Source organism: Shewanella sp. Arc9-LZ (genome assembly GCF_010092445.1).
Taxonomy (GTDB): domain Bacteria; phylum Pseudomonadota; class Gammaproteobacteria; order Enterobacterales; family Shewanellaceae; genus Shewanella.
This window is the reverse complement of record NZ_CP048031.1, coordinates 3084790-3106052: the sequence shown is the minus strand read 5'-3', so window position 1 is coordinate 3106052 and position 21263 is coordinate 3084790. Positions and strand designations below refer to the sequence as shown.

Below are 21263 nucleotides of genomic sequence, written 5' to 3'. Positions count from 1 at the left end.
ATAAAGTTAGCAAGACAAAGTTAGCAAGATAGGGAGCAGTTTGAAAGGTGTTTATTATTCCACGTTTAGGTTAGTTAACGGCTAATATGGGTTAACTACAAGCATGGGCTAATGGCTAATGCAGAGTCAACAATCATAAAAAAACGCTATGCTGTTAGGCATAGCGTTTTTTGTTCAAGCATCATGTCGTTTAATCTAAGGGTCAGTTAACATCCACTTCGATTAACTAAATGTGCTCCAAATTGGCGCATGGTCTGATGGTTTATCAATACCACGTAATTCGTAATCTACATCTGACTCAACTAAACGTGGCAACATTGACTCTGTGACCAGAATGACGTCAATTCGAAGTCCACGGTTATCATCAAAACCTTTACTACGATAATCAAACCATGAATAACGTTCAGTGCGAGTAGGGTGTAATTGACGGAAACTGTCGATAAAGCCCCATTGCTGTAAACGTGCTAACCATTCACGTTCTTCTGGTTGGAAACTACATTTACCGGTTTTTAACCAACGTTTGGCGTTAACCTCACCAATACCGATGTCTAAATCGGTTGGCGAAATATTAATGTCGCCAATAATCGCGATGTCTTCACTTGGATTGTGATGTTTATCTAAATGCAGCATTAAGTCTTGATAAAACTTGCGCTTAGCTGGATATTTCGTTTCGTGATGGATACTTTCACCTTGTGGGAAGTAACCATTAAAAACGGTTAATATACGGCCATTATCTTGTGTGAACTGACCAATAATAAGACGGCGTTGCGCGTCTTCATCATCGGTTTCATACCCTTTAATGATTTCAAGAGGTTCTGCTTTTGACAGCATAGCGACACCGTAATGTGCTTTGCCACCATGATAATGGACTTTGTACCCCATAGCCTCAACGTCAGCAACAGGAAAAGCTTCGTCATGTACTTTGGTTTCTTGTAAGCCAATTATATCGGGTGAATGACTGTCGATGAGAGCTTGCAGTTGATGCAAACGAGCACGAATACCATTGATATTAAAAGAAACTATTTTCATTAAGGAAGCACTCGTTTAAATGGCTTAACGATAACGCTTTTGTACACGCCAGCACCAATATAAGGATCCACATCTGCCCAAGCTTGTGCATCTTCTAATGAAGGGAAATCAGCAACCACTAATGACCCTGTGAAACCCGCTTCACCAGGATTTTCATTATCAATAGCAGGATGTGGTCCAGCGGTTAATAAACGGCCTTCATCGGCTAAAACTTGTAAACGGGCTAAATGTTCAGCACGAACAGATAAACGTTTTTCTAAACTGTTTTCAATATCTTGAGATGAAATCATATACCACATAGAGCTGCTTCCTTTATTTGATTTTACATAAACAATTATTGGTTATCAGTAGGTTGCGAGTTGTCATCTTGCATATTTTTATACAGATACACTACCGTTATCACTGTGTTAATTAAGGTAAGGGCGGTTAAGCCAAATACTTTGAAGTTAACCCAGGTTTCTAAAGGTAAATTAAACGCAATATAAATATTGGCGAAACTACATAATACAAAAAATCCAACCCAATACCATGTGACTTGAGTCCATATTCTATCGTCTACTTTCATTTCTTTGCCTAACATGCTCTTAAGCGCTGATTTCCCCATGATTTGTGAGGCAATTAACCCTATAGCAAACAAGGCATAAACAATACTGACTTTCCATTTGATAAAAGCATCATCGTGGAAAAATAGGGTGAGTGAACCAAATACAGTCACCATGGCGAAGGTGGCTAAATGCATTTTTTCAATATGTTTATAAATCAGATACGTAATGACGAGTTGAATAGCCGTGGCAGCAATCAATACTCCTGTTGCGGCGTAGATATCATAGAATTTGTAAACGGCAAAAAAAATGACCAGTGGTAAAAAGTCTAACAGTTGTTTCATAAAAATCTCTTGCAGAAAAAGGACAACAAACAGCTGTCACTACGACAATATACGCCGATTGTAACATGATGAGATAGTGTTTATGAACCATAAGCAGTTGTGCAATTGCAACCTTAGTGATCATTGTTGTTTTAAGGTGAGCCATAACTGAGTTTCACTTAGTAGATCAGCACTTTTTTTAGATAAAAAGGGATTATGCAGCACAAATTCGGTGCGGTTATCTAATTCGGATTTACTGAGCATACCTTGAGTGATTGGGTGGTTATAGAATAAGTCATCGAAGCTACCGTCATCGATAGCTTTTCTGAGGCCGTATTCGATGCGCTGAGCTAAGGATGTGTTGTCTTTACTGACAAAAAAATAAATGGGCGCGGGATACTTTAATAAGATTTTTTGTTCAAGTGCTAGGTCTGGATAACGGTCCAAGTCTCGCCATGGTTCGTGTATTGAGCGGGGATAGTAGTCAAAGCGACCTTTCAGTAACATGGCTATTAAACGACTATCACTGCCAGATGTGACGGTAAAACCATTACTGTGCAAAATAGGTACATCTGGCCAATCAGCGCCTTGGCCAATTAAGGTCTTTTTGATGTCTTCTATCGCGTTTATGTTGTCAAATTTAGCTTGATCATTTTTACGGATTAGCCCAATTCGGTAACCCATTAGTCCTTTAAGTAATGGCACATAAATAGCTTGTAATTGATCTTCTCGTTCAATGCTGGTCATGGTCCAGACAACATCAATAATCGTGTTATCAGCCACCATTTTAAGTGCTCGACCCTGCGGCATTTGGATCATGGCGGCATTCATTTGAAAGTCGCCATATTTATCGCGACTTTTCTCTAACGCAAGTTCAAGTAACGACACAAAATATGCCTGTTTTGGATCAGTGCCTTGAATTGCAGCATTATAAGTGACAATAATTTTAGGTTGTTCAGACGTCGCCACAGTTTTAAAACTGCAGATAACAGATAGAATGGCAATCGTTAAAATCCCTATTAACGAACTTTTCATATAATACCGAATTGGTTGATATTTATCCTAGTATAACGGACATAAAAAAAGGAGCAATAAAATCGCTCCTTTTTCAACCGGAAAGTGGTCGTTATGTAGCCGCTTTCATTGCTGCGGTAAATTCGGCGAGTTTGGCCAATAATGTCACTTCATCATGTTGATGCGCTTCAATGATTTTAACCACGGCAGAACCTGAAATAGCACCCGCTGCTCCAGCCTTGATGGCGGCGCGTACTTGCTCCGGTTCAGCAATACCAAAACCTAATAGTGGCGGTGGGGCATTAAATTCGACCAGTTGCGCCAGAATATTCTCAATTGGCTCACCCGCTTTGGATTCTGTGCCCGTTACGCCGGCACGAGATAATAGGTAGGTATAACCTTCACCTTGTTCACTAACCAGTTTTAAGGTGTCAGCATCAGCATTAGGCGGTGCAATAAAGATAGGCGCGATACCATGTGCTTTTGCAGCCAAACTAAAGGGTTTTGATTCTTCTACAGGCACATCGGCAATCAATACAGAATCAACACCAGCAGCTTGTGCTTTGGCATAAAATGAATCGATACCATTAGCAAATACTAAGTTGGCATATAGCAATAATCCGATAGGCAGCTCAGGATATTGCGCACGTATTTTAGCGATAATGTCAAAGCAATCACTTTGTTTAGTACCTGCCGCTAATGAGCGCAGGTTAGCACCTTGTATCACCGGACCATCGGCTAATGGATCTGAAAAAGGAAAACCTAATTCAAGTGCATCAGCGCCATTATCAACTAAGGTTTGAATGATTTTCATCGATAATTCAGGACTTGGATCGCCAATGGTCACAAAGGGAACAAATGCGCCTTGATGTTGTGCTTTCAGTGCAGCAAATTTTGCTTGATAACGGTTACTCATTGCCGCTCTCCTGTTGTTTTTGTTTGGCCTCTAAAATATCTGCCACTGTGAAAATATCTTTGTCACCACGACCGGATAAATTAACCACTAAAATGGTTTCTTTAGTGGCTTCCTTTGCCATGCGAACGGCGTAAGCAAGTGCGTGGGCTGATTCTAATGCAGGAATAATGCCTTCACAACGAGCGAGTGTTTGGAACATTTCAAGTGCTTCATCATCGGTTGCCGACTCATAACGAGCACGACCAATAGCGTTTAAATGTGCATGTTGTGGGCCTACCGATGGAAAATCAAGTCCGGCAGAAACTGAATACGATTCTTCAATTTGTCCGTCACTGTTTTGCATTAACGGTGATTTCATGCCAAAGAATATACCTGTTTTACCGTGTTTAAGCGGCGCGCCGTGCATTGCCGTATCAAGGCCTTTACCTGCAGGTTCAACGCCAATCAACTCAACCGATGCTTCGTCAATAAAGTCAGCAAACATACCAATAGCATTTGAGCCTCCGCCAACACAGGCAATAACGGCGTCGGGTAAACGGCCTTCTTTTTCAAGAATTTGTTTTTTAGTTTCTTCACCAATAATGCGCTGAAACTCGCGCACAATTGTCGGAAATGGGTGCGGTCCAGCAGCGGTGCCTAATAAGTAATGCGCTTTATCATAGCTGCCCGACCAGTCGCGCATGGCTTCGTTACACGCATCTTTTAGGGTTGATGAACCTGAGGTAACCGGTATAACTTCAGCGCCCATTAATTTCATGCGGAACACATTTGGCGATTGACGTTCAATGTCTTTAGCGCCCATGTAGACTCTACATTTTAAGCCTAAAAGCGCACAGGCTAGAGCAGTGGCTACGCCGTGTTGACCAGCACCGGTTTCAGCGATGATTTCTTTTTTACCCATGCGTCTGGCTAACAACGCTTGTCCCAATACCTGGTTGGTTTTATGGGCGCCGCCATGAAGTAAGTCTTCACGTTTTAGGTAAATTTTTACCAACGGATTTGGACTTAAATTACGAGTCAGTGTTAGCGCTGTTGGGCGGCCAGCATAGTTCTTTAGCAGGTCGGTAAATTCAGCGATAAAGCTTTCATCTTGTTGTGCTTCAACAAAGGCCGTTTCGAGTTGTTTTAATGCAGGCACTAAAATCTGCGGTACGTACATCCCACCGTATTCGCCGAAATAAGGGTTAAGCTTGAGCTCGGTCATAAATATTCCCTTGAGTAATCATGTTTTTAACTAAAAATGGTGTCGTAAATAGAAAATTAATTACGGCGTAATTGAGTAAATGCAGCAATCAGTTTTTGATGGTCTTTATGGCCAGGGGTAGATTCTACTCCTGAATTTAAGTCGACCCCATAAAATCCTTGTTGGCTTGCTAGATAAACGTTGTCAGGGGTTAATCCACCGGCCAACATCGCATCTTGTTTATCATTAATATTGGCTTGCCAGTTGAATGTTTTTCCGGTGCCGCCAAATTGTTGTGCTGATTTGCTGTCGTATAAATAACGATCGGCGCCAGCAGGTTGTTGACTCACTTCGCCGCTGTTGCTGTCAATTGCAACGGCTTTCCAAATCTCGGTTTTTAGCTGCTGTTGATTCAATAACGCTTTTAATTCGGTGATTTCAAGTTCAGTTTCATTGCCGTGTAATTGCACTGCAAAAAGATTCAGTGTTTGGGCCAATGAAGCGATATCTGCAACGGGGTGATTAACAAACACACCCACCATATTTAAGCCAATATTACGTTGCTGCATTTGGGCGACTAATTCACTTGCTTGTGCTGGTGTTACGGCTCTAGGTGATTTGGGATGAAAAATTAACCCACCAAATACCGCCCCAGCAGTTGCCACCGCCTCAATATCGTCAATTCGAGTCAAACCACAGACTTTATTGTTTCCAAAAATAAGTTGTCTGCACGCTAAATCAATATCGTCTTGCGCCATAATTGAACTGCCAACAAGATAACCGTCAACCAATGGATTTAGGCGGCAAACTTGTTGATGGTTATAAATACCTGATTCGCTAATAACGACTCTGTCTGCTGGGATCTGTGGCGCTAATAACTCAGTTGTCGCCAAATTAGTACTTAAGTCGCGTAAATTACGATTGTTAATACCAATAATTGGGGCAAGGAGATCAATCGCTCGGATCAATTCTTCTTGGTTACTCACTTCGGTTAAGGTATCTAATTGATACTTAGCCGCTTCGTTGGCTAATAAACGATATTGCTCATCATCAAGCACTGACAACATGAGTAAAATAGCATCAGCACCTTGATGGGCCGCCAATTTCACTTGATACGGGTCGACAAAAAAGTCTTTACAGATAATGGGCTGAGTCACTCTGGCGCGGACTTTTGGTATGTAGTCCATGTCACCTTGGAAAAATTGTTCATCGGTGAGTACAGAGATGCCTGCAGCGTAATTGACATAAATATCTGCGATGGCTTCAACATCAAATACAGGGCGAATAAGCCCTTTAGAAGGACTGGCCTTTTTACATTCAAAAATAAACTGAGCATTAGGTGCTTTCAGGGCTTCGTATAAGCTACGGTCAGATATTTTAGGCTGTAGACTGGCCTCAGGGAAACGCAGTTTTAGCGCGGCGATATGTGCCACTTTAGTATCAACGATACGGGTTAATACATTACTTTCTGGCTTACTCATGGTGTTCTCCAGCTTGGCTCGCGGCAGCTAAATCGGTTAATAAGGTAAAAGCTGTACCGCTGGCGAGTGTCGTGAGCGCTAGCTGAGTACCGGCTTGAACTGAGTCGCAAATACCACTGATATACAAAGCACAACCTGCATTAATCGCCACCGCATCTCTATGTGCTGGTAGACCTTTACCTTGTAAAATGGCTTGGGTGATTAAGGCATTATCAGCTGGTTCTCCACCCGTTAACTGCAATATGTCTGCACGGTTAACGCCGAGATCTTCAGGGCTCAGTTGGTAAGTACGCACCACACCGTCTTTTAGTTCTGCCACATGAGTATTATCATGAAGCGCCACTTCATCTAAGCCACTGCCATACACCACCATTGCGCGTTTAACGCCTAGGGCATGTAACACTTGTGCAATAGGTTCGATGAGTTCAAGTGTATATACGCCCAATAGCATAAATTCTGGGCTTGCTGGGTTAATTAATGGGCCTAACACATTAAAAATAGTACGGGTTTTTAACGCTTGCCTTACAGGCACAGCATGTTTCACCCCGCCATGGTAATGCGGCGCAAATAGAAAACATAAACCAAGCTTATCTAAACACTGGCTTGCTGCATCAGGCGCCATGGTGAGCGCGATACCGCAATGTGACAGTAAGTCAGAAGAGCCAGACTTGCTTGAGACGCTGCGGTTACCGTGTTTAGCTACTTTTGCACCTGCTGCTGCTGCAACAAAAGCGGCAGTAGTAGAAATGTTGATGGTGTTATGGCCATCGCCGCCAGTACCGACAATATCAACAATGCCAGTTTGCTTTGAGGCATCACTTCGTGGAAAGGGTTTAGCTGCTTGGCGCAATGCGTCAGCCGCTCCGGCTATTTCATCAATGGTTTCGCCGCGCATTTTTAGCGCCACTAACATACCCGCCATGGTTGCAGGTTGCATATCACCTTGAATAATAGCGCTAAACACTTGTGCCATTTGTTCACGAGTTAATGGCTTACCTTGATACAGATGGTCGAATAACGTTTGCAGATTATCCATTATTCTCCTCCAGTAAAGGCATGGTCTTGGGTTAAATACGCTAATGTCTGCGTGAGTAACTGGCTGCCTAGGGTGGTTAAAATTGATTCTGGATGAAATTGAAAGCCCATAGCTTGATGTTGTGGATGTAATATTGCCATTGGCATGTCATCTGTGGTGGCAATAACGTCTAAGCAGTCAGGTACCTTAGTCGCAACTAAGCTGTGATAACGGGCCACCGGTAATGGTGAGGGTAAGTTTGCAAATACGCCTTGACCATTATGGAAGGTCGGGCTGGCTTTACCGTGGACAACAAACGGCGCTCGCTCTACTTTGCCGCCATAATATTCAACCATGGCTTGATGACCTAAACAAATGCCAAGCATCGGGACTTTACCAGCCACTTTGCCAATGAGTTCCATCATGCAGCCAGCCTCGTGAGGAGCTCCAGGTCCGGGTGATAGCACTAATGCCTTTTTACCCGTTTCATTCATGAGTTTTTCAGCAACATAATCGGCACTGACATCATTACGATAAATGACAACTTCACAGCCAAGGCTGCGGAATTGATCGACTAGATTGTAAGTAAACGAATCGAAGTTATCGAGTAAATATATTTTCATCCGTTGATCGTTTTGTGTGGTTGCGGTGCTCATAGCCCACCTCCCATTTTTATCGCAGAAATGACCGCTTGGGCTTTTTGACGTGTTTCATCTGCTTCGGCTTGTGGATCTGAGTCAAACACCACTCCAGCACCTGCTTGTATATGAGCAACATCATTTTTAACAAACGCGGAACGGATAACAATGCAGGTATCCATGTCGCCGAGACCATTGAGGTAACCCACTGCGCCACCATAACTGCCGCGACGAGCTTGCTCCGCTTGGCGAACTAATTGCGATGCACGCACTTTTGGCGCACCCACTAAGGTTCCCATGTTCATGCAAGCTTGATAAGCGTGCAGGGCATCTAAATCTAAACGTAATTGACCAGTGACGCGACTGACTAAATGCATCACGTGCGAGTAACGATCAACTTTTAACAGTTCGGCCACTTTACGGCTACCGCTTTGGCTGATGCGAGCAATGTCGTTACGTGCTAAATCGACCAGCATTAAATGTTCTGACAATTCTTTCTTATCTAAACGCAGCTCGAGCTCTATACGGCTGTCTAGGTCAAAATCAATCTCACCTTGAGCATTTTTACCGCGCTTACGCGTGCCAGCAATGGGATACACTTCAACTTGGTTACTGGCCGCATCGTATTTCAGGGCACTTTCTGGCGACGCACCAAATAAGGTGAAATCAGGACCTCTAAAATAGAACATATACGGACTTGGATTAGTTAAACGCAAAGCCCGATAAGCCCCGAGTGTATTTGGACAAGGTAAGCTGAAACAACGAGATGGCACTACTTGGAAAATATCGCCGGCGACAATGTGTTCTTTTAAATCAATCACGGTTTGCTTAAATTGCTCGTCGGTGATGTTAACTTCTTCGTCGGTTGTCACTGGTGTTAATTGAGCTATATCACCTAGATCGGCACATTGTTCGATAACGTGTTGCAGTTGCTGAACTAATTGTTGTGCAATCATTTCATCTTGACCGAATTGGTGGCTAACAATCTCGGCTTGCTGAGTTTGATGGTCAATTAAAATAAGTGTTTCAGCAAGATAGAATAAATAATCTGGGCAATCATTGTGAGCGTTGGGCGCTGCAGGGAGTGGCTCGACAGTATCAATTAAGTCATAAGCTAATACACCACCTAAAAATAAATCTTCAAATTTAAGCGGATTATTGGTTTGAATGTGTTTAATAAACATTCTTAAGCCATCAAGAGGAGATGTTGACTTTAAACGTGCATCTTCATCTTGTAACTCGGTGGCCTTTTGCAGCGTCACGATGAGAGTATTATTATCTCGTTGTTGCTGTGCATCGCTGAAGAAGTTGGCTATTGGCGTTAATAACGCTGCACCATTTTGAGTTAATGCGCTGAAGCTGAGCTGATAACCGTCGCAACGTATCATCATTGCCGCATGAGTGAGTACAATGCTTTTTAAATGGTCTTTACTTTCGACCTCTGCTGATTCTAACAGCATGGTATGAGGCGCATTATTAGTCACTTGCTGATACAGTTTTAGTGGATCAGTATGGTAGGTTAATGCCTGCTTTTGCGTGCTAACCTGAGCGAGTTGGTTTGGTGTGGTCACTGTTGTCGTCACTGTTGTCATCACTATGTCGCCGCTCCTTGTATCCTGTTTGTTTATCATCTGTTGGCCTTTAATATTATGTAACCCGAGTGACTAAAGTGAGTGGGCCAAATAACAAGAAAGCCCACATCTCTGCGGGCTTTTTGGTAAAATCTTGTCTCTTAAAAATGAGCACAACGCTTCACACCACCCGTTAATTTGGGAAGTGCCACCACCAAGTAATGTGTAATGAAGCTAAAGAGTGTGTCATTGTTAATCGCTATTTTTTGTCTGTGTTTAATGCCTATAGGAAAACCCAGCTGGAGATTAATGTCAATTGAATATTTCTCAAAAGCTAACAAAAAATGGCAATATGGACAAATCTAGTCTACTTATTGAGCCCTCTAACTAACTTATGCATAAATAATTCATCAATTGCCATCATTTATTCATAAATCCAAGCAGTATTTTAATCGCCACTCTAGTACAATAACCACATGATTACAGAGACTCTCTTGGCCGATCTTCACAGCCACACGACCGCATCAGACGGTCAATTAACACCGACAGAATTATTAACTCGCGCTATTGAAAAAGGCGTTGAGGTGTTTGCTATTACTGACCATGACACTGTCGGAGGGTTAGCGGAAGCGCATCTTGCTAATCAAAACCATGCCACGCCATTAGTATTAATTAATGGTTGTGAGATTTCGACTCGTTGGAACAGTTTTGATATTCATATCGTCGGATTAAACTTGGATATCGCTCATACGGGATTATTGGATTTTTTAACTCATCAACGTGAGTTACGTGAAGTCCGAGCCCAAGAAATTGGTGAACGTTTAGCTAAAGCGGGGATAGAGGGTGCCTATGATGGTGCTAAAGCTATTGCCGGCGATGCAGCGCTGAGTCGTGGCCATTATGCTAGATGGTTAGCCGATAATGGTCATGCGACTGATATGCCTAGTGTATTTAAACGCTTTTTAGCTCGTGGCAAAACAGGTTATGTACCCAATAATTGGGGCGATATGGCCAATGCGATAGCGCATATTCATCAAGCCGGTGGTGTTGCAGTATTAGCTCACCCTAGCGGTTATAAATTATCGGCCAAATGGCTTAAGCGCTTAGTGCGTGAATTTGCAGAGGCCGGTGGCGATGCGATGGAAGTTATTTTAGGCCAGCAAACATTAGACGACCGTAATAACCTTATCGCATTAAGTAAGCAAAATAACCTACTTGCTTCTGTGGGGAGCGATTTTCACTTCCCGAGTAATTGGATCGAGTTAGGTAAAAACTTATTCCAACCACAAGGTGTGGAATGGGTTTGGCAATCACAACATTGGACGAAAAGAGCATGAGTCAATTTTGGTATATTCATGATGAGAACCCACAGGCACGATTAATTAACCAAGCTGTGGCGATTCTTAAACAAGGTGGAGTCATTGTTTATCCCACTGACTCAGGTTATGCATTGGGTTGTATGATTGGCGAAAAAAATGCCATGACGCGTATGGCGCGCATTCGCCAGATTGAAAATGACACTAATTTTTCATTAATGTGTCGTGATCTCTCTGAGTTGGCCAATTTTGCCCGCGTTGATAACCAAGCATATCGTTTATTAAAAAGCTGTATGCCTGGTCCATATACGTTTATTTTCAAAGCCACTAAAGAAGTGCCACGTCGTTTACAGTGTGACAAAAAGCGCACTATTGGTATTCGCGTGCCTAATAATGTCATTGCGCTCGCGTTACTTGAAGCATTGGGTGAACCAATGATGACCACTAGTTTAGTTATGCCAAATGAGCAATTTGCTGAATCTGACCCTGAACATATTCGCGATATACTCGATAACTTGGTAGACGGTATTATTCACGGTGGTTATTTACCTGAAAATCAAACGACAGTGATTGATATGTCTGAAGATGAGATGGTGATATTACGTCATGGTGCTGGCGATACCAGTGCATTTGAATAAACCAACGTGATACCCGCAGACGAATCATCTAAGATAAACATGCCAGGCAGTCAGCAAAGCCTGCCATTAGCAATGGTTCGTGGCCAAGCGCTTAATAGCATGCCCCTAGACTTGTTTATTCCGCCTGAGGCCTTAGAAGTGTTTCTTGAAACCTTTGAAGGCCCATTAGATTTATTATTATATTTAATCCGCAAACAAAAATTAGATGTGGTTGATTTGCCTATTCAACAAATCACCCAACAATATTTACTCTATATTGAAATTCTCACTGAAGCGCGCATTGAACTGGCTGCCGACTACCTTGTGATGGCGGCAACATTAGCGGAGATTAAATCCCGATTATTGTTACCTAAAATGGCCAGTGAAGATGATGAGGAAGAAGATCCTCGCGTGGTGCTTATACGGCAATTAAAAGCCTATGAAGTGATCAAACAAGCTGCTGTGGATATTGATACGTTACCGCGGATTGAACGAGATGTGTTTCAAGCATCTGTTAGCGCAGCCCCAGACATTAAACCGGTGACGGTACCACCAGATGTTTCGCTGGTGGATATAGCTCGTGCGTTTGGCGAAGTGCTAAAACGCATTGATGCCAACGAAGATCATCATGTAAAGCGTGAACATTTATCTACCCGTGAACGCATGAGCCAAATTTTAGCTAAATTATCCAGTACAGAATACATTGGTTTTGAGTGTTTGTTTGATGTCAGTGAAGGTCGAGCCGGTGTAGTGGTGAGTTTTTTGGCACTCATGGAGCTGGTTAAAGAGTTACTCGTTGAGTTAGTGCAAAATGAACCGTTTTCACCCATCTATGTAAAAGCGTATTAATTAACGATATTCGAAGAGATCCATGAAGCCCATTAATCCTATTCAGTTAAAACAGCTTATTGAAGCCAGTTTGTTTGTCTTAGCTAAGCCATTGTCGGTAAAAGCCATTAAAGAAACGGTGTTAGCTGACTTTAGTGTATCGCGCACGCGCATTCAGGAAACGCTTGATGAATTACAGCAAGATTATCAAGAGCGGGGCGTACAGCTAGTTAAAGTCGCTAGTGGTTATCGTTTTCAAACTCAAGAAATACTCAGCCCTTATTTACAACCTCTGTGGCAAGACAAATCCCCTAAGTACTCTCGTGCAACGCTTGAAACGTTGGCGGTGATTGCATATCGGCAACCAGTAACGCGTGGTGATATTGAATATATTAGAGGCGTTGCGATTAGCAGTAATATCATAAAAAGCTTAGCGGATCGGCAGTGGATTAAAGTGGTTGGCCATAAGGAAGTACCTGGTAAACCAGCATTGTATGCGACCACCCCTGCATTTCTGGATTATTTTAATTTAACAAAACTTGCCGATTTACCTGCATTAACCGATGCAGCATCACTGCAAGGGTTATTTGATAAAGTGCAAGTTGCTCTCGATGAGCCTACAGATGATGCCAGTAGTGATGATCACCAAGACGATGGTCAACAAGTCAATGACGAGCAAAACGATAGCGAAAACAGCAGTGATACAACCACAAATGAACTTGATGATGTAGACGATGAAGCCGATGATATTGTTAAAAATAGTCAAAATCTAACCCATTAAATCCACACTTTAGTATTGTTTGCCGCCCCTTTGTCGCTAGTTTGAACAGGGAGCTGGGCGAGCATGTAATCGAGTAAGCGCTGACCCGTTAGGCTTAAAAATCGTCTTGACGGATACACTAGAAATACCACGCCAGTATAAGGCGCTAAATCATTAAATAAACGCACTAACGCCCCTTGCTCTACGTCATCCTGACATAATTTTTTGGGTAAATAACCAATCCCTCGGCCTAATTTTGTGGCTTCATAAGCCAGTTGAATGCTATTGGTGCATAAATTGCCTTTTACGGCCTGCATAGCGTCATTGGCGAGTGGCACTTCACTGAAGGTTTTACCATTTGGGAAGCGAAATAAAATTGAGTTGTGTTGTTCAATATCACTCAAGGTGACAGGCATGCCAGCTTTGGCTAAGTATTCTGGGCTGGCAAAGAAACACATATCTTCACTGATAACCGGTTTGGCCACCATGTCGAGCTCACTAAACGTTTCATTCACCATAAATGCGATATCAATATTGTTACGCACCATGTCTAAGGGCTCGGTACTGGTAATGATCTCAAGCGAAAACTTAGAATTTTCATCCATAAAGGCAAATATTTTACTCACGATATCCATTATCTGCGGGATAGGAAATATCAAAATCCGTAAGTGGCCAGTCAACTCTGCTTTGTTGTCGGTAATATCTGCAAGAGTTCGATCTAAGTCAGCTAACATTACCAAGGTTTTTTCGTAGAAATGACTGCCTGCAGAGGTCAGTGTTATTGCGCGACTTTGACGATGAAACAACTTTAAATTTAATGACTCTTCTAACGATTGCAAGCGTCTGCTGACGGTCGATTTAGGCAAATTCAATAAGTTAGCCGCTTCAAGTATGCTGCCGGTTTCGACAATTCGATGAAATAATGCAATGTCTTCGGTTTTCATGTGGATTGCTCTGATTATGGCAAATAAGTCAAACTCAAATAATGGGATTGATGTTCCCAAATAAACCCATTTATTGCAACTATGATTCAGGGTATTGTTCGGCACAATTGTGAATTAACTGTTATCCCTGAAAAGGGAAATATTGTTGTCACCACGTCTTTTTAATGCTTAGTTCCCAAGGATCATAGTCGATGAAATATCACTCAACGTTGCCGTTGGCATTGCTTATTTCTCTTATTTTAGTCGGTTGTACGCCTGTTGAAAGCGCCGTACAAGATGTACTGGTGCGCCCAGTAAAGTTGTTTGATGTGACACAGGCATCAGGCAATACCATTCGTCAGTTTCCTGCAAGAGTCGAAGCAAATAGCCGTGCAGAATTATCATTTAGGATTTCAGGCCAACTTGTCAGACTGGATCTTGTTGAAGGGCAACATGTTAAACAAGGTTTTTTACTGGCTCAATTAGACGATCGCGATGCGCATAATAATTTAATGACTCGTGAGGCCGAGTATGACTTGTTGCTCGCAGACTTTAGCCGTAATCAAACCTTATTAGAACGTAAATTAATTTCGCAAGCGCTATTTGACAGCAGTAAAGCCCAACTTAAATCGGCCAAAGCAGCGTTAGCTGCTGCCAATGATCAAGTCAGTTATACCCGTTTAGAAGCGCCATTTAGCGGCACCATTGCAAAACGCTTGGTGGATAACCACCAAATTGTTCAAGCAAACCAAGGTGTGATGACCTTGCAAAATAATCAGTTACTTGATGTCAGCATTCAGGTACCTGAAGCAATGGCGGCAGTATTAACTCAAGATATTGCCAATGGTTTAGCTGCAAAAGTTCGTTTTAGCGCATTAGATGACATGGTGTTTGATGCAAAATTTAAAGAATACTCAACTCAAGTGACGCCAGGCACACAAGCTTACGAGGTAGTGTTTTCATTACCACAACCTGACAATGTACAACTATTGCCAGGCATGAGTGCCGAATTAACTTTAGCGACGCTAAATGACTCCCAAAAAGGCTTTAGTACCATAGTGCCTATTTCAGCCGTAGACAAACAAGACCAAAATGGTGATGTAACCGTGTGGCGTTATCAGCCAGATAGTGGAGATGTTAGCCCGGTAAAAGTGACTCTCGGGCGGGTGAGTACTGACGGTGTCGAAGTGTTAACTGGGCTCCAAAAAGGCGATGCTATTGTTGCAGCAGGATTATCGCAATTATCTGAAGGCATGAAAGTGAAGCCTCTACGCTGGCAACGAGGAGTGTAATTGATGAATGTTGCTGAGTATTCCATTCATCACAAAGTCATTAGCTGGATGTTTGCGTTTTTACTGCTTATTGGCGGCAGTGTGGCGTTTACTGGTTTAGGACAATTAGAATTTCCCGAATTTACCATTAAGCAAGCATTGGTGATCACCGCTTATCCTGGCGCGTCGCCTGAGCAAGTAGAAGAAGAGGTGACATTACCGCTTGAAGACGCTTTACAGCAGCTTGATGGTATTAAACATATCACCTCTATCAATAGTGCTGGATTATCACAAATTCAGGTTGAGATTAAAGACAGTTATGACAAACATCGATTACCACAAGTGTGGGATGAGGTGCGTCGAAAAGTTAATGACACTACAGGGCGTTTACCACCCGGTACCGCAAAGCCACAAGTGATTGATGATTTTGGTGATGTATACGGTATTTTACTTAACTTGTCAGGTAACGATTTTAGTAACCGAGAACTGAGCAACTATTCAGATTATTTACGCCGCGAACTGGTGCTTGTTCCCGGGGTAAAAAAAGTCTCTGTGGTGGGTGATGTGACAGAGCAAGTGGTGATTGAGATTTCACAACAAAAATTGTCAGCGCTAGGCTTAGATCAAAATTACATCTATGGATTAGTCAACAATCAGAACGTGGTGTCTAATGCTGGCAGTATTGTCATTGGTGATAATCGTATCCGTTTACATCCTACCGGTGAGTTTAGTTCGGTAGAGGAATTGTCTCGTTTAGTGGTGAGCTCACCTGGCAGCACTGAGCTTATTTATCTCGGGGATATTGCCAACATTGAAAAAGACTATGACGACACTCCCAATGTGCTTTATCACAATAGTGGTGAGGCGGCGTTATCGTTAGGTATTGCGTTTTCTGGCGGCGTAAACGTAGTCGATGTGGGTCAACGTGTTAGTGAACGCTTAGTTGAGCTTGAATCACAACGACCGTTAGGTATGAGCCTTGATACCGTTTATAACCAAAGCTCAGCTGTCGATAATACTGTACAAGGTTTTTTGATTAACCTTTTAGAGTCGATTGCGATTGTTATCGCGGTATTGTTATTGTTTATGGGCCTTCGTTCTGGGTTATTGATGGGCTTAATTCTGTTGCTAACGATTCTAGGTACTTTCATTGTGATGAAAGTATTAGACATTGAATTGCAGCTTATTTCTCTGGGCGCGCTGATCATTGCCTTAGGCATGTTGGTCGACAACGCCATTGTGGTGACCGAAGGTATTTTGATTGGCTTACAACGGGGTAAAACCCGTCTTGAAGCGGCCAAGCAAGTGGTATCGCAAACGCAGTGGCCATTGTTAGGTGCCACTGTGATTGCCATTATTGCTTTTGCACCCATTGGTTTGTCACAAAATGCTGCCGGTGAATTTTGTCGTTCATTGTTCCAAGTGTTGATGATTTCACTGTTTATCAGTTGGATAACGGCAATCACCTTAACACCGTTTTTCTGTAATTTGCTATTCAAAGAGACCTCGCCACAAGCTGAGCAGGTAGATCCTTATAAAGGCTGGTTATTTACCACTTATCGCAGTTTTCTGTACTTTGTATTGCGCTTTCGCCTCGTTACATTGTCAGTGGTGTTGGCGATGTTAGTCACTGCCGTAATAGGCTTTGGTCATATTAAAAACGTGTTTTTCCCCGCGTCTAATACGCCAATATTTTTTGTTGATGTATGGATGCCAGAAGGGACAGACATTAAAGCAACTGAACGTTTTACCGGCGAAATAGAGAAAAAGCTACTGCAAGAAAGTGAGCTTAATGACACAGGTTTAGTGCACCTGACATCTGTCATCGGCCAGGGTGCCCAGCGTTTTGTATTACCTTATCAGCCTGAAAAAGGCTATCCAGCTTTTGCTCAGCTTATCGTCGAAATGCGTGATTTAGCAGCCGTTAAGGCTTATATGCCGCAAGTTGAACAGCTGTTAAATAGCCATTTTCCCCAAGCACAATATCGCTTAAAAAATATGGAAAATGGTCCGTCTCCAGCGGCTAAAATTGAAGCCCGTTTTTATGGCGAAGATCCTCAAGTGCTGCGCAATTTGGCCGCACAAGCTGAAATCGTTTTTAGAAATGAGCCGACAATGGATGGTGTTCGCCATAATTGGCGCAATCAAGTGCCACTCATTCGCCCGCAACTGCAAAATGCTCAAGCGCGTGAAACTGGCATCAGTAAGCAAGATTTAGATAATGCCTTGCTGGTTAATTTTAGCGGCAAACAAATTGGCTTGTATCGTGAAACTAGCCATCTGTTACCGATTGTTGCTCGTGCACCTGCAGCCGAACGTCTTCAAGCTGATAGCTTGTGGAAAATGCAAATATGGAGCACAGAGAACAATATATTTGTACCCGCAACACAAGTTGTTAGTGAGTTCAGCACTGAATGGGAAAACCCTCTCGTGATGCGCCGTGACCGAATTCGTATGTTGGCAGTATTGGGCGATCCCAAATTGGGATCTAATGAAACCGCAGACTCGGTACATAAAAAAGTCAGAAGTAAAGTGGAGGCCATTCAGCTGCCGGCAGGTTATCGCTTAGAGTGGGGCGGGGAGTTTGAATCAGCAGGAGAAGCTCAAACCGCTGTCTTTAGCTCGATCCCAATGGGTTATTTAGCCATGTTTTTAATTACGGTATTTCTGTTCAATTCAGTTAGGCAGCCTTTAGTTATTTGGTTCACTGTACCATTAGCGGTCATCGGTGTTTCTGCGGGATTACTGTTGTTCGATGCCCCATTCAGCTTTATGGCGCTACTTGGATTATTGAGTCTTTCTGGAATGGTGATTAAAAATGGCATTGTATTAGTGGACCAAATCAATCTCGAACTTGAAGAAGGTAAAGAACCTGGATTCGCACTGGTTGATTCGTGTGTGAGCCGTGTTCGCCCGGTGATGATGGCGGCTATTACCACTATGTTAGGCATGATCCCATTAATCAGCGATGCTTTCTTTGGTTCTATGGCCATCACTATCATTTTTGGTTTGGGCTTTGCTTCTCTACTCACCTTAGTGGTGTTGCCGGTAATGTATAGTCTTGTGTTTAACCTTAACGTGACTCGCTAAGCGCTACGTTTTATATTTAATCGTAATATCGAATTGTTTATTAAATGATTAAGGCTGCTGACGGATAATGTTAGCAGCTTTTTTTATGGGCTTAATAAATCTATTGGCTTGGGTTAGGCAGGCTGATAAAAGTATTAAGCAATCGTAACTCGATGTATGGACTCCACCACTCTACGGTCGTAGATTGGTGGAGTCTAAAACAAAAGGAGTCCATACATCGAGTTCGGGTTAAACAGCTTGATTTCTAAGCGTTTATGGCATCTGTTATCCTGAGTTAAGCTTAGTGATGGTATTTTTTGCTCACAAGCCCCATTCAGCGTATAATCTACGCACTTTTCTAATTGTATGCGCCATTGGCGGGTACAATCCTAAAAAGACAATAAAGCAAGAGTAATTAACCTTTTGTTTTTTATAAAATTTCTTTAAAGAGTCCCCGCTAATGAGTGAAAAATTGCAGAAAGTCTTGGCCCGTGCAGGCCATGGCTCCCGTCGTGAGATGGAGGCATGGATTGCTGCAGGCCGAGTTAGTGTTGACGGTGAAATTTCTGGTTTAGGTGATCGTGTAGAGGTTGACGCCAAAATACGTATTGATGGCCGTGCTATTTCATTAAAATCAGCTGACGACATTATTTGTCGTGTACTGGCATACCATAAACCTGAAGGTGAGATTTGCTCGCGCAAAGATCCTGAAGGCCGTACTACCGTGTTTGAACGTTTACCTAAAGTGCGCGATGCTCGCTGGGTTGCGGTAGGGCGTTTAGATATTAATACTTCAGGGTTGCTGTTATTTACCTGTGATGGTGAATTAGCTAACCGTTTAATGCATCCTTCAAATGAAGTAGAGCGTGAATATGCTGTGCGTACATTTGGTGAAGTGCCAGAAGCAGCTGTTCAGCGTTTACGTACCGGCGTGACTTTAGAAGATGGTCCAGCACAGTTTGATACCATTAAAGCTGCTGGTGGCGAAGGCATAAACCAGTGGTGGCATGTCACCCTTCGCGAAGGACGTAATCGTGAAGTACGTCGTTTGTGGGAATCACAAGACGTGCAGGTCAGCCGTTTAATCCGCGTACGTTATGGCAAAGTTGAGTTACCAAAAACCTTACCGCGTGGTGGTTGGATTGAGTTGCCAATGGACCAAGTTAACTATTTACGCCAACTTGCTGGTTTAGAAGCTGAAACGCGATCTGTTTTAGGTTCGGATAAACACAGTGTTGCTCGTTCTAAAGTTAAAAGTGCTAAAATTCGCCGTGCAGTTCATAAGCATAAAGTGGTTGGTAATCACGGTAAACCAACTCGTCAGCGTAGCTAATATTGATATTTAGGTTACTTTATAGAAGGTCGCGGATGCGGCCTTTTTTGTGAGTTTTTTTCGATGAAAATTAATTATTGCTCACCTACTTGTCAAAAGTTTTTTCTCAGATATGATTCTCAAAATTTACGATTTATTGTGCTGTTTTTCGACGATTTATGCGCCGCAGCATTTACATTGGTTATTAGGACTGTATGAAAAAATTATTGTTAGGTTTGTTAGTATCGTTATTGGTAGCATGCGCGTCAGCTCCTAGCTGGCAAGGAATGTCTGAACGTGAGATCAGCCAATGGAAAGCAATAGGCTTTGATTCAACCCAAGCGCAAAATTGGCGCGTAAGAGGTTTTGGCCCTACAGAATCTGATGGTTGGATAAAAGCCAACTTCAATTTAGATACTGCGACCATTTGGGCAAAAGAATCGTTTAATGTTGAAGAAGCACAAGTGTGGAGCGAAGCAGGTTTTGAAATTGAGGAAGCTGTCACCAATCGCAGTAAAGGGTTAACCCCTGTTAGAGCTAATTAATCATTTGTTTGCTAAGCATCTTGTTTTGTTGGATTTTACATCGGATTGACGTTTTTTGAAGCGTTCAGTTCGATGTGATGAATATTTTAGTTGCTTGGCCAAAAAAAAACAGTAAAGTGTCACCAAGTTAAGCGGGACGCGAAAGTAACCCTGTTTATCTTATGCAAATATGAATTAAGTGATTTGATGTTTGTTATCAAGACACGCTCAGTTTGCCCGAGTGGTGGAATCGGTAGACACAAGGGATTTAAAATCCCTCGCTGAATAAGCGTGCCAGTTCAAGTCTGGCCTCGGGTACCATTATAATCTCTAGCAATAGAGAGTGGTGTAAAAAAGCCTCAACTTATGTTGGGGCTTTTTTACGTCTGAAATTTGGTAGTTAAGGGTAACAAACGCTAAAAAAGGTGAGAGCGATAAGAGCCTAGATGCTAGGGCGGACTTCGTCCTGCTAGTTCGCTACGCGGCTATAAGAGCGGGTTATTGGGAAAGTCGTTGGCTAGTTTCAGTTAGGTAGAGTTAAACTGGATAACTGCAGGTATAGCCTCTAGCTACGATCGCTCTAGCACCTAGATTTTTAATCTCCAGACGTTGAGCCATCTACGCTCAGCATGCAACAATAATCCGCAAACCGTTTTCTCGTGACGCAGTTATAGTCTCTAGCCGCGAAGCGTTCTAGTACCTAGGCTTTTAATCTCCAGACGTTGAGCACTCTACGCTCAGCATGCAACAATAATCCGCAAACCGTTTTCTCGTGACGCAGTTATAGTCTCTAGCCGCGAAGCGTTCTAGCACCTAAGCTTTTAATCTCCAGACGTTGAGCTCTCTACGCTCAGCATGCAACAATACTCCGCAAACCGTTTTCTCGTGATGCAGTTATAGTCTCTAGCCGCGAAGCGTTCTAGTACGTCGG

The 21263-nt window shown here is 42.7% G+C and carries 18 protein-coding genes, 1 tRNA gene and 1 pseudogene; 9 read left to right on the top strand and 11 right to left on the bottom strand.

What is annotated here, in order from left to right; genetic code table 11:
* Positions 1 to 222: 222 nt before the first annotated feature.
* The 10 genes from xthA to GUY17_RS13265 all read right to left on the bottom strand — a co-directional run bounded on the left by xthA (position 223) and on the right by GUY17_RS13265 (position 9733).
* Positions 223 to 1029, bottom strand: a complete 807-nt coding sequence (gene xthA, locus GUY17_RS13310) for an exodeoxyribonuclease III (protein WP_101086746.1) — start codon at positions 1027 to 1029, stop codon at positions 223 to 225.
* Positions 1029 to 1328: a YciI family protein gene (locus GUY17_RS13305; RefSeq protein WP_101086747.1), complete on the bottom strand. Its 300-nt coding sequence runs from the start codon at positions 1326 to 1328 to the stop codon at positions 1029 to 1031. Before GUY17_RS13305 ends, xthA begins: the two co-directional genes overlap by 1 nt.
* 35 nt (positions 1329 to 1363) lie before the next feature.
* Positions 1364 to 1915: a septation protein A gene (locus GUY17_RS13300; protein ID WP_162023420.1), complete on the bottom strand. Its 552-nt coding sequence runs from the start codon at positions 1913 to 1915 to the stop codon at positions 1364 to 1366.
* A gap of 120 nt (positions 1916 to 2035) precedes the next feature.
* Positions 2036 to 2929 (bottom strand): ABC transporter substrate-binding protein, encoded by an 894-nt coding sequence (locus GUY17_RS13295; RefSeq protein ID WP_162023419.1) that lies wholly within the window; start codon positions 2927 to 2929, stop codon positions 2036 to 2038.
* A 91-nt stretch (positions 2930 to 3020) separates the two neighbouring features.
* A complete protein-coding gene (gene trpA, locus GUY17_RS13290) occupies positions 3021 to 3824 on the bottom strand; it encodes a tryptophan synthase subunit alpha (RefSeq protein WP_162023418.1) in 804 nt (267 codons plus the stop codon).
* Positions 3817 to 5028, bottom strand: a complete 1212-nt coding sequence (trpB, locus tag GUY17_RS13285) for a tryptophan synthase subunit beta (RefSeq protein WP_101086751.1) — start codon at positions 5026 to 5028, stop codon at positions 3817 to 3819. Before trpB ends, trpA begins: the two co-directional genes overlap by 8 nt.
* Before the next feature lie 56 nt (positions 5029 to 5084).
* Positions 5085 to 6488: a bifunctional indole-3-glycerol-phosphate synthase TrpC/phosphoribosylanthranilate isomerase TrpF gene (trpCF, locus tag GUY17_RS13280; RefSeq protein ID WP_162023417.1), complete on the bottom strand. Its 1404-nt coding sequence runs from the start codon at positions 6486 to 6488 to the stop codon at positions 5085 to 5087.
* Entirely contained in the window at positions 6481 to 7524 is a 1044-nt protein-coding gene (gene trpD, locus GUY17_RS13275; RefSeq protein WP_162023416.1) for an anthranilate phosphoribosyltransferase, read from the bottom strand. The genes trpCF and trpD overlap by 8 nt, the downstream gene beginning before the upstream one ends.
* Positions 7524 to 8126, bottom strand: coding sequence for an aminodeoxychorismate/anthranilate synthase component II (locus tag GUY17_RS13270; RefSeq protein ID WP_101087210.1), 603 nt, complete (start codon positions 8124 to 8126; stop codon positions 7524 to 7526). Before GUY17_RS13270 ends, trpD begins: the two co-directional genes overlap by 1 nt.
* A gap of 29 nt (positions 8127 to 8155) precedes the next feature.
* Complete coding sequence (locus GUY17_RS13265; protein ID WP_162023415.1) at positions 8156 to 9733, bottom strand: anthranilate synthase component 1; 1578 nt, start codon at positions 9731 to 9733, stop codon at positions 8156 to 8158.
* A 455-nt stretch (positions 9734 to 10188) separates the two neighbouring features.
* On the opposite strand from GUY17_RS13265, the gene GUY17_RS13260 reads away from it, so the two are divergent.
* The 4 genes and pseudogenes from GUY17_RS13260 to scpB all read left to right on the top strand — a co-directional run.
* Positions 10189 to 11049: a PHP domain-containing protein gene (locus GUY17_RS13260; protein WP_162023414.1), complete on the top strand. Its 861-nt coding sequence runs from the start codon at positions 10189 to 10191 to the stop codon at positions 11047 to 11049.
* Positions 11046 to 11666, top strand: coding sequence for an L-threonylcarbamoyladenylate synthase (locus GUY17_RS13255; RefSeq protein ID WP_101086756.1), 621 nt, complete (start codon positions 11046 to 11048; stop codon positions 11664 to 11666). The genes GUY17_RS13260 and GUY17_RS13255 overlap by 4 nt, the downstream gene beginning before the upstream one ends.
* Positions 11667 to 11705: 39 nt before the next feature.
* Complete coding sequence (locus GUY17_RS13250) at positions 11706 to 12494, top strand: ScpA family protein (protein ID WP_162023413.1); 789 nt, start codon at positions 11706 to 11708, stop codon at positions 12492 to 12494.
* 22 nt (positions 12495 to 12516) lie between these two features.
* A pseudogene (gene scpB / locus GUY17_RS13245) lies at positions 12517 to 13113 on the top strand (SMC-Scp complex subunit ScpB); the annotation flags it as partial.
* A gap of 137 nt (positions 13114 to 13250) precedes the next feature.
* Here scpB and GUY17_RS13240 read toward each other — a convergent pair.
* A complete protein-coding gene (locus tag GUY17_RS13240) occupies positions 13251 to 14177 on the bottom strand; it encodes a LysR family transcriptional regulator (RefSeq protein WP_254439822.1) in 927 nt (308 codons plus the stop codon).
* A gap of 191 nt (positions 14178 to 14368) precedes the next feature.
* On the opposite strand from GUY17_RS13240, the gene GUY17_RS13235 reads away from it, so the two are divergent.
* The 5 genes from GUY17_RS13235 to GUY17_RS13215 all read left to right on the top strand — a co-directional run bounded on the left by GUY17_RS13235 (position 14369) and on the right by GUY17_RS13215 (position 20653).
* Positions 14369 to 15448, top strand: a complete 1080-nt coding sequence (locus tag GUY17_RS13235) for an efflux RND transporter periplasmic adaptor subunit (protein WP_162023410.1) — start codon at positions 14369 to 14371, stop codon at positions 15446 to 15448.
* Positions 15449 to 15451: 3 nt separating this feature from the next.
* Positions 15452 to 18517 carry an efflux RND transporter permease subunit gene (locus tag GUY17_RS13230; RefSeq protein ID WP_162023409.1) on the top strand — a complete coding sequence of 1022 codons (3066 nt, stop codon included), beginning with the start codon at positions 15452 to 15454 and terminating at the stop codon, positions 18515 to 18517.
* A 439-nt stretch (positions 18518 to 18956) separates the two neighbouring features.
* The gene (gene rluB, locus GUY17_RS13225) at positions 18957 to 19829 is read left to right on the top strand and encodes a 23S rRNA pseudouridine(2605) synthase RluB (RefSeq protein ID WP_101086762.1); all 873 of its coding nucleotides are present in this window, start codon (positions 18957 to 18959) and stop codon (positions 19827 to 19829) included.
* Between the two features lie 194 nt (positions 19830 to 20023).
* Positions 20024 to 20353 (top strand): hypothetical protein, encoded by a 330-nt coding sequence (locus GUY17_RS13220; RefSeq protein WP_101086763.1) that lies wholly within the window; start codon positions 20024 to 20026, stop codon positions 20351 to 20353.
* Positions 20354 to 20567: 214 nt separating this feature from the next.
* Positions 20568 to 20653 (top strand) — tRNA-Leu (locus tag GUY17_RS13215).
* Positions 20654 to 21263 lie beyond the last annotated feature (610 nt).

Coding starts and splice junctions, on each gene's coding strand:
- GUY17_RS13235 (WP_162023410.1), top strand. CDS start 14,369: ATGAAATATCACTCAACGTTGCCGTTGGCATTGCTTATTTCTCTTATT.
- rluB (WP_101086762.1), top strand. CDS start 18,957: ATGAGTGAAAAATTGCAGAAAGTCTTGGCCCGTGCAGGCCATGGCTCC.
- GUY17_RS13240 (WP_254439822.1), bottom strand. CDS start 14,177: ATGAAAACCGAAGACATTGCATTATTTCATCGAATTGTCGAAACCGGC.
- trpA (WP_162023418.1), bottom strand. CDS start 3,824: ATGAGTAACCGTTATCAAGCAAAATTTGCTGCACTGAAAGCACAACAT.
- GUY17_RS13295 (WP_162023419.1), bottom strand. CDS start 2,929: ATGAAAAGTTCGTTAATAGGGATTTTAACGATTGCCATTCTATCTGTT.
- trpB (WP_101086751.1), bottom strand. CDS start 5,028: ATGACCGAGCTCAAGCTTAACCCTTATTTCGGCGAATACGGTGGGATG.
- trpD (WP_162023416.1), bottom strand. CDS start 7,524: ATGGATAATCTGCAAACGTTATTCGACCATCTGTATCAAGGTAAGCCA.
- GUY17_RS13250 (WP_162023413.1), top strand. CDS start 11,706: ATGCCAGGCAGTCAGCAAAGCCTGCCATTAGCAATGGTTCGTGGCCAA.
- GUY17_RS13230 (WP_162023409.1), top strand. CDS start 15,452: ATGAATGTTGCTGAGTATTCCATTCATCACAAAGTCATTAGCTGGATG.
- GUY17_RS13305 (WP_101086747.1), bottom strand. CDS start 1,328: ATGTGGTATATGATTTCATCTCAAGATATTGAAAACAGTTTAGAAAAA.
- GUY17_RS13255 (WP_101086756.1), top strand. CDS start 11,046: ATGAGTCAATTTTGGTATATTCATGATGAGAACCCACAGGCACGATTA.
- xthA (WP_101086746.1), bottom strand. CDS start 1,029: ATGAAAATAGTTTCTTTTAATATCAATGGTATTCGTGCTCGTTTGCAT.
- GUY17_RS13300 (WP_162023420.1), bottom strand. CDS start 1,915: ATGAAACAACTGTTAGACTTTTTACCACTGGTCATTTTTTTTGCCGTT.
- GUY17_RS13265 (WP_162023415.1), bottom strand. CDS start 9,733: ATGACAACAGTGACGACAACAGTGACCACACCAAACCAACTCGCTCAG.
- GUY17_RS13260 (WP_162023414.1), top strand. CDS start 10,189: ATGATTACAGAGACTCTCTTGGCCGATCTTCACAGCCACACGACCGCA.
- GUY17_RS13220 (WP_101086763.1), top strand. CDS start 20,024: ATGAAAAAATTATTGTTAGGTTTGTTAGTATCGTTATTGGTAGCATGC.
- trpCF (WP_162023417.1), bottom strand. CDS start 6,488: ATGAGTAAGCCAGAAAGTAATGTATTAACCCGTATCGTTGATACTAAA.
- GUY17_RS13270 (WP_101087210.1), bottom strand. CDS start 8,126: ATGAAAATATATTTACTCGATAACTTCGATTCGTTTACTTACAATCTA.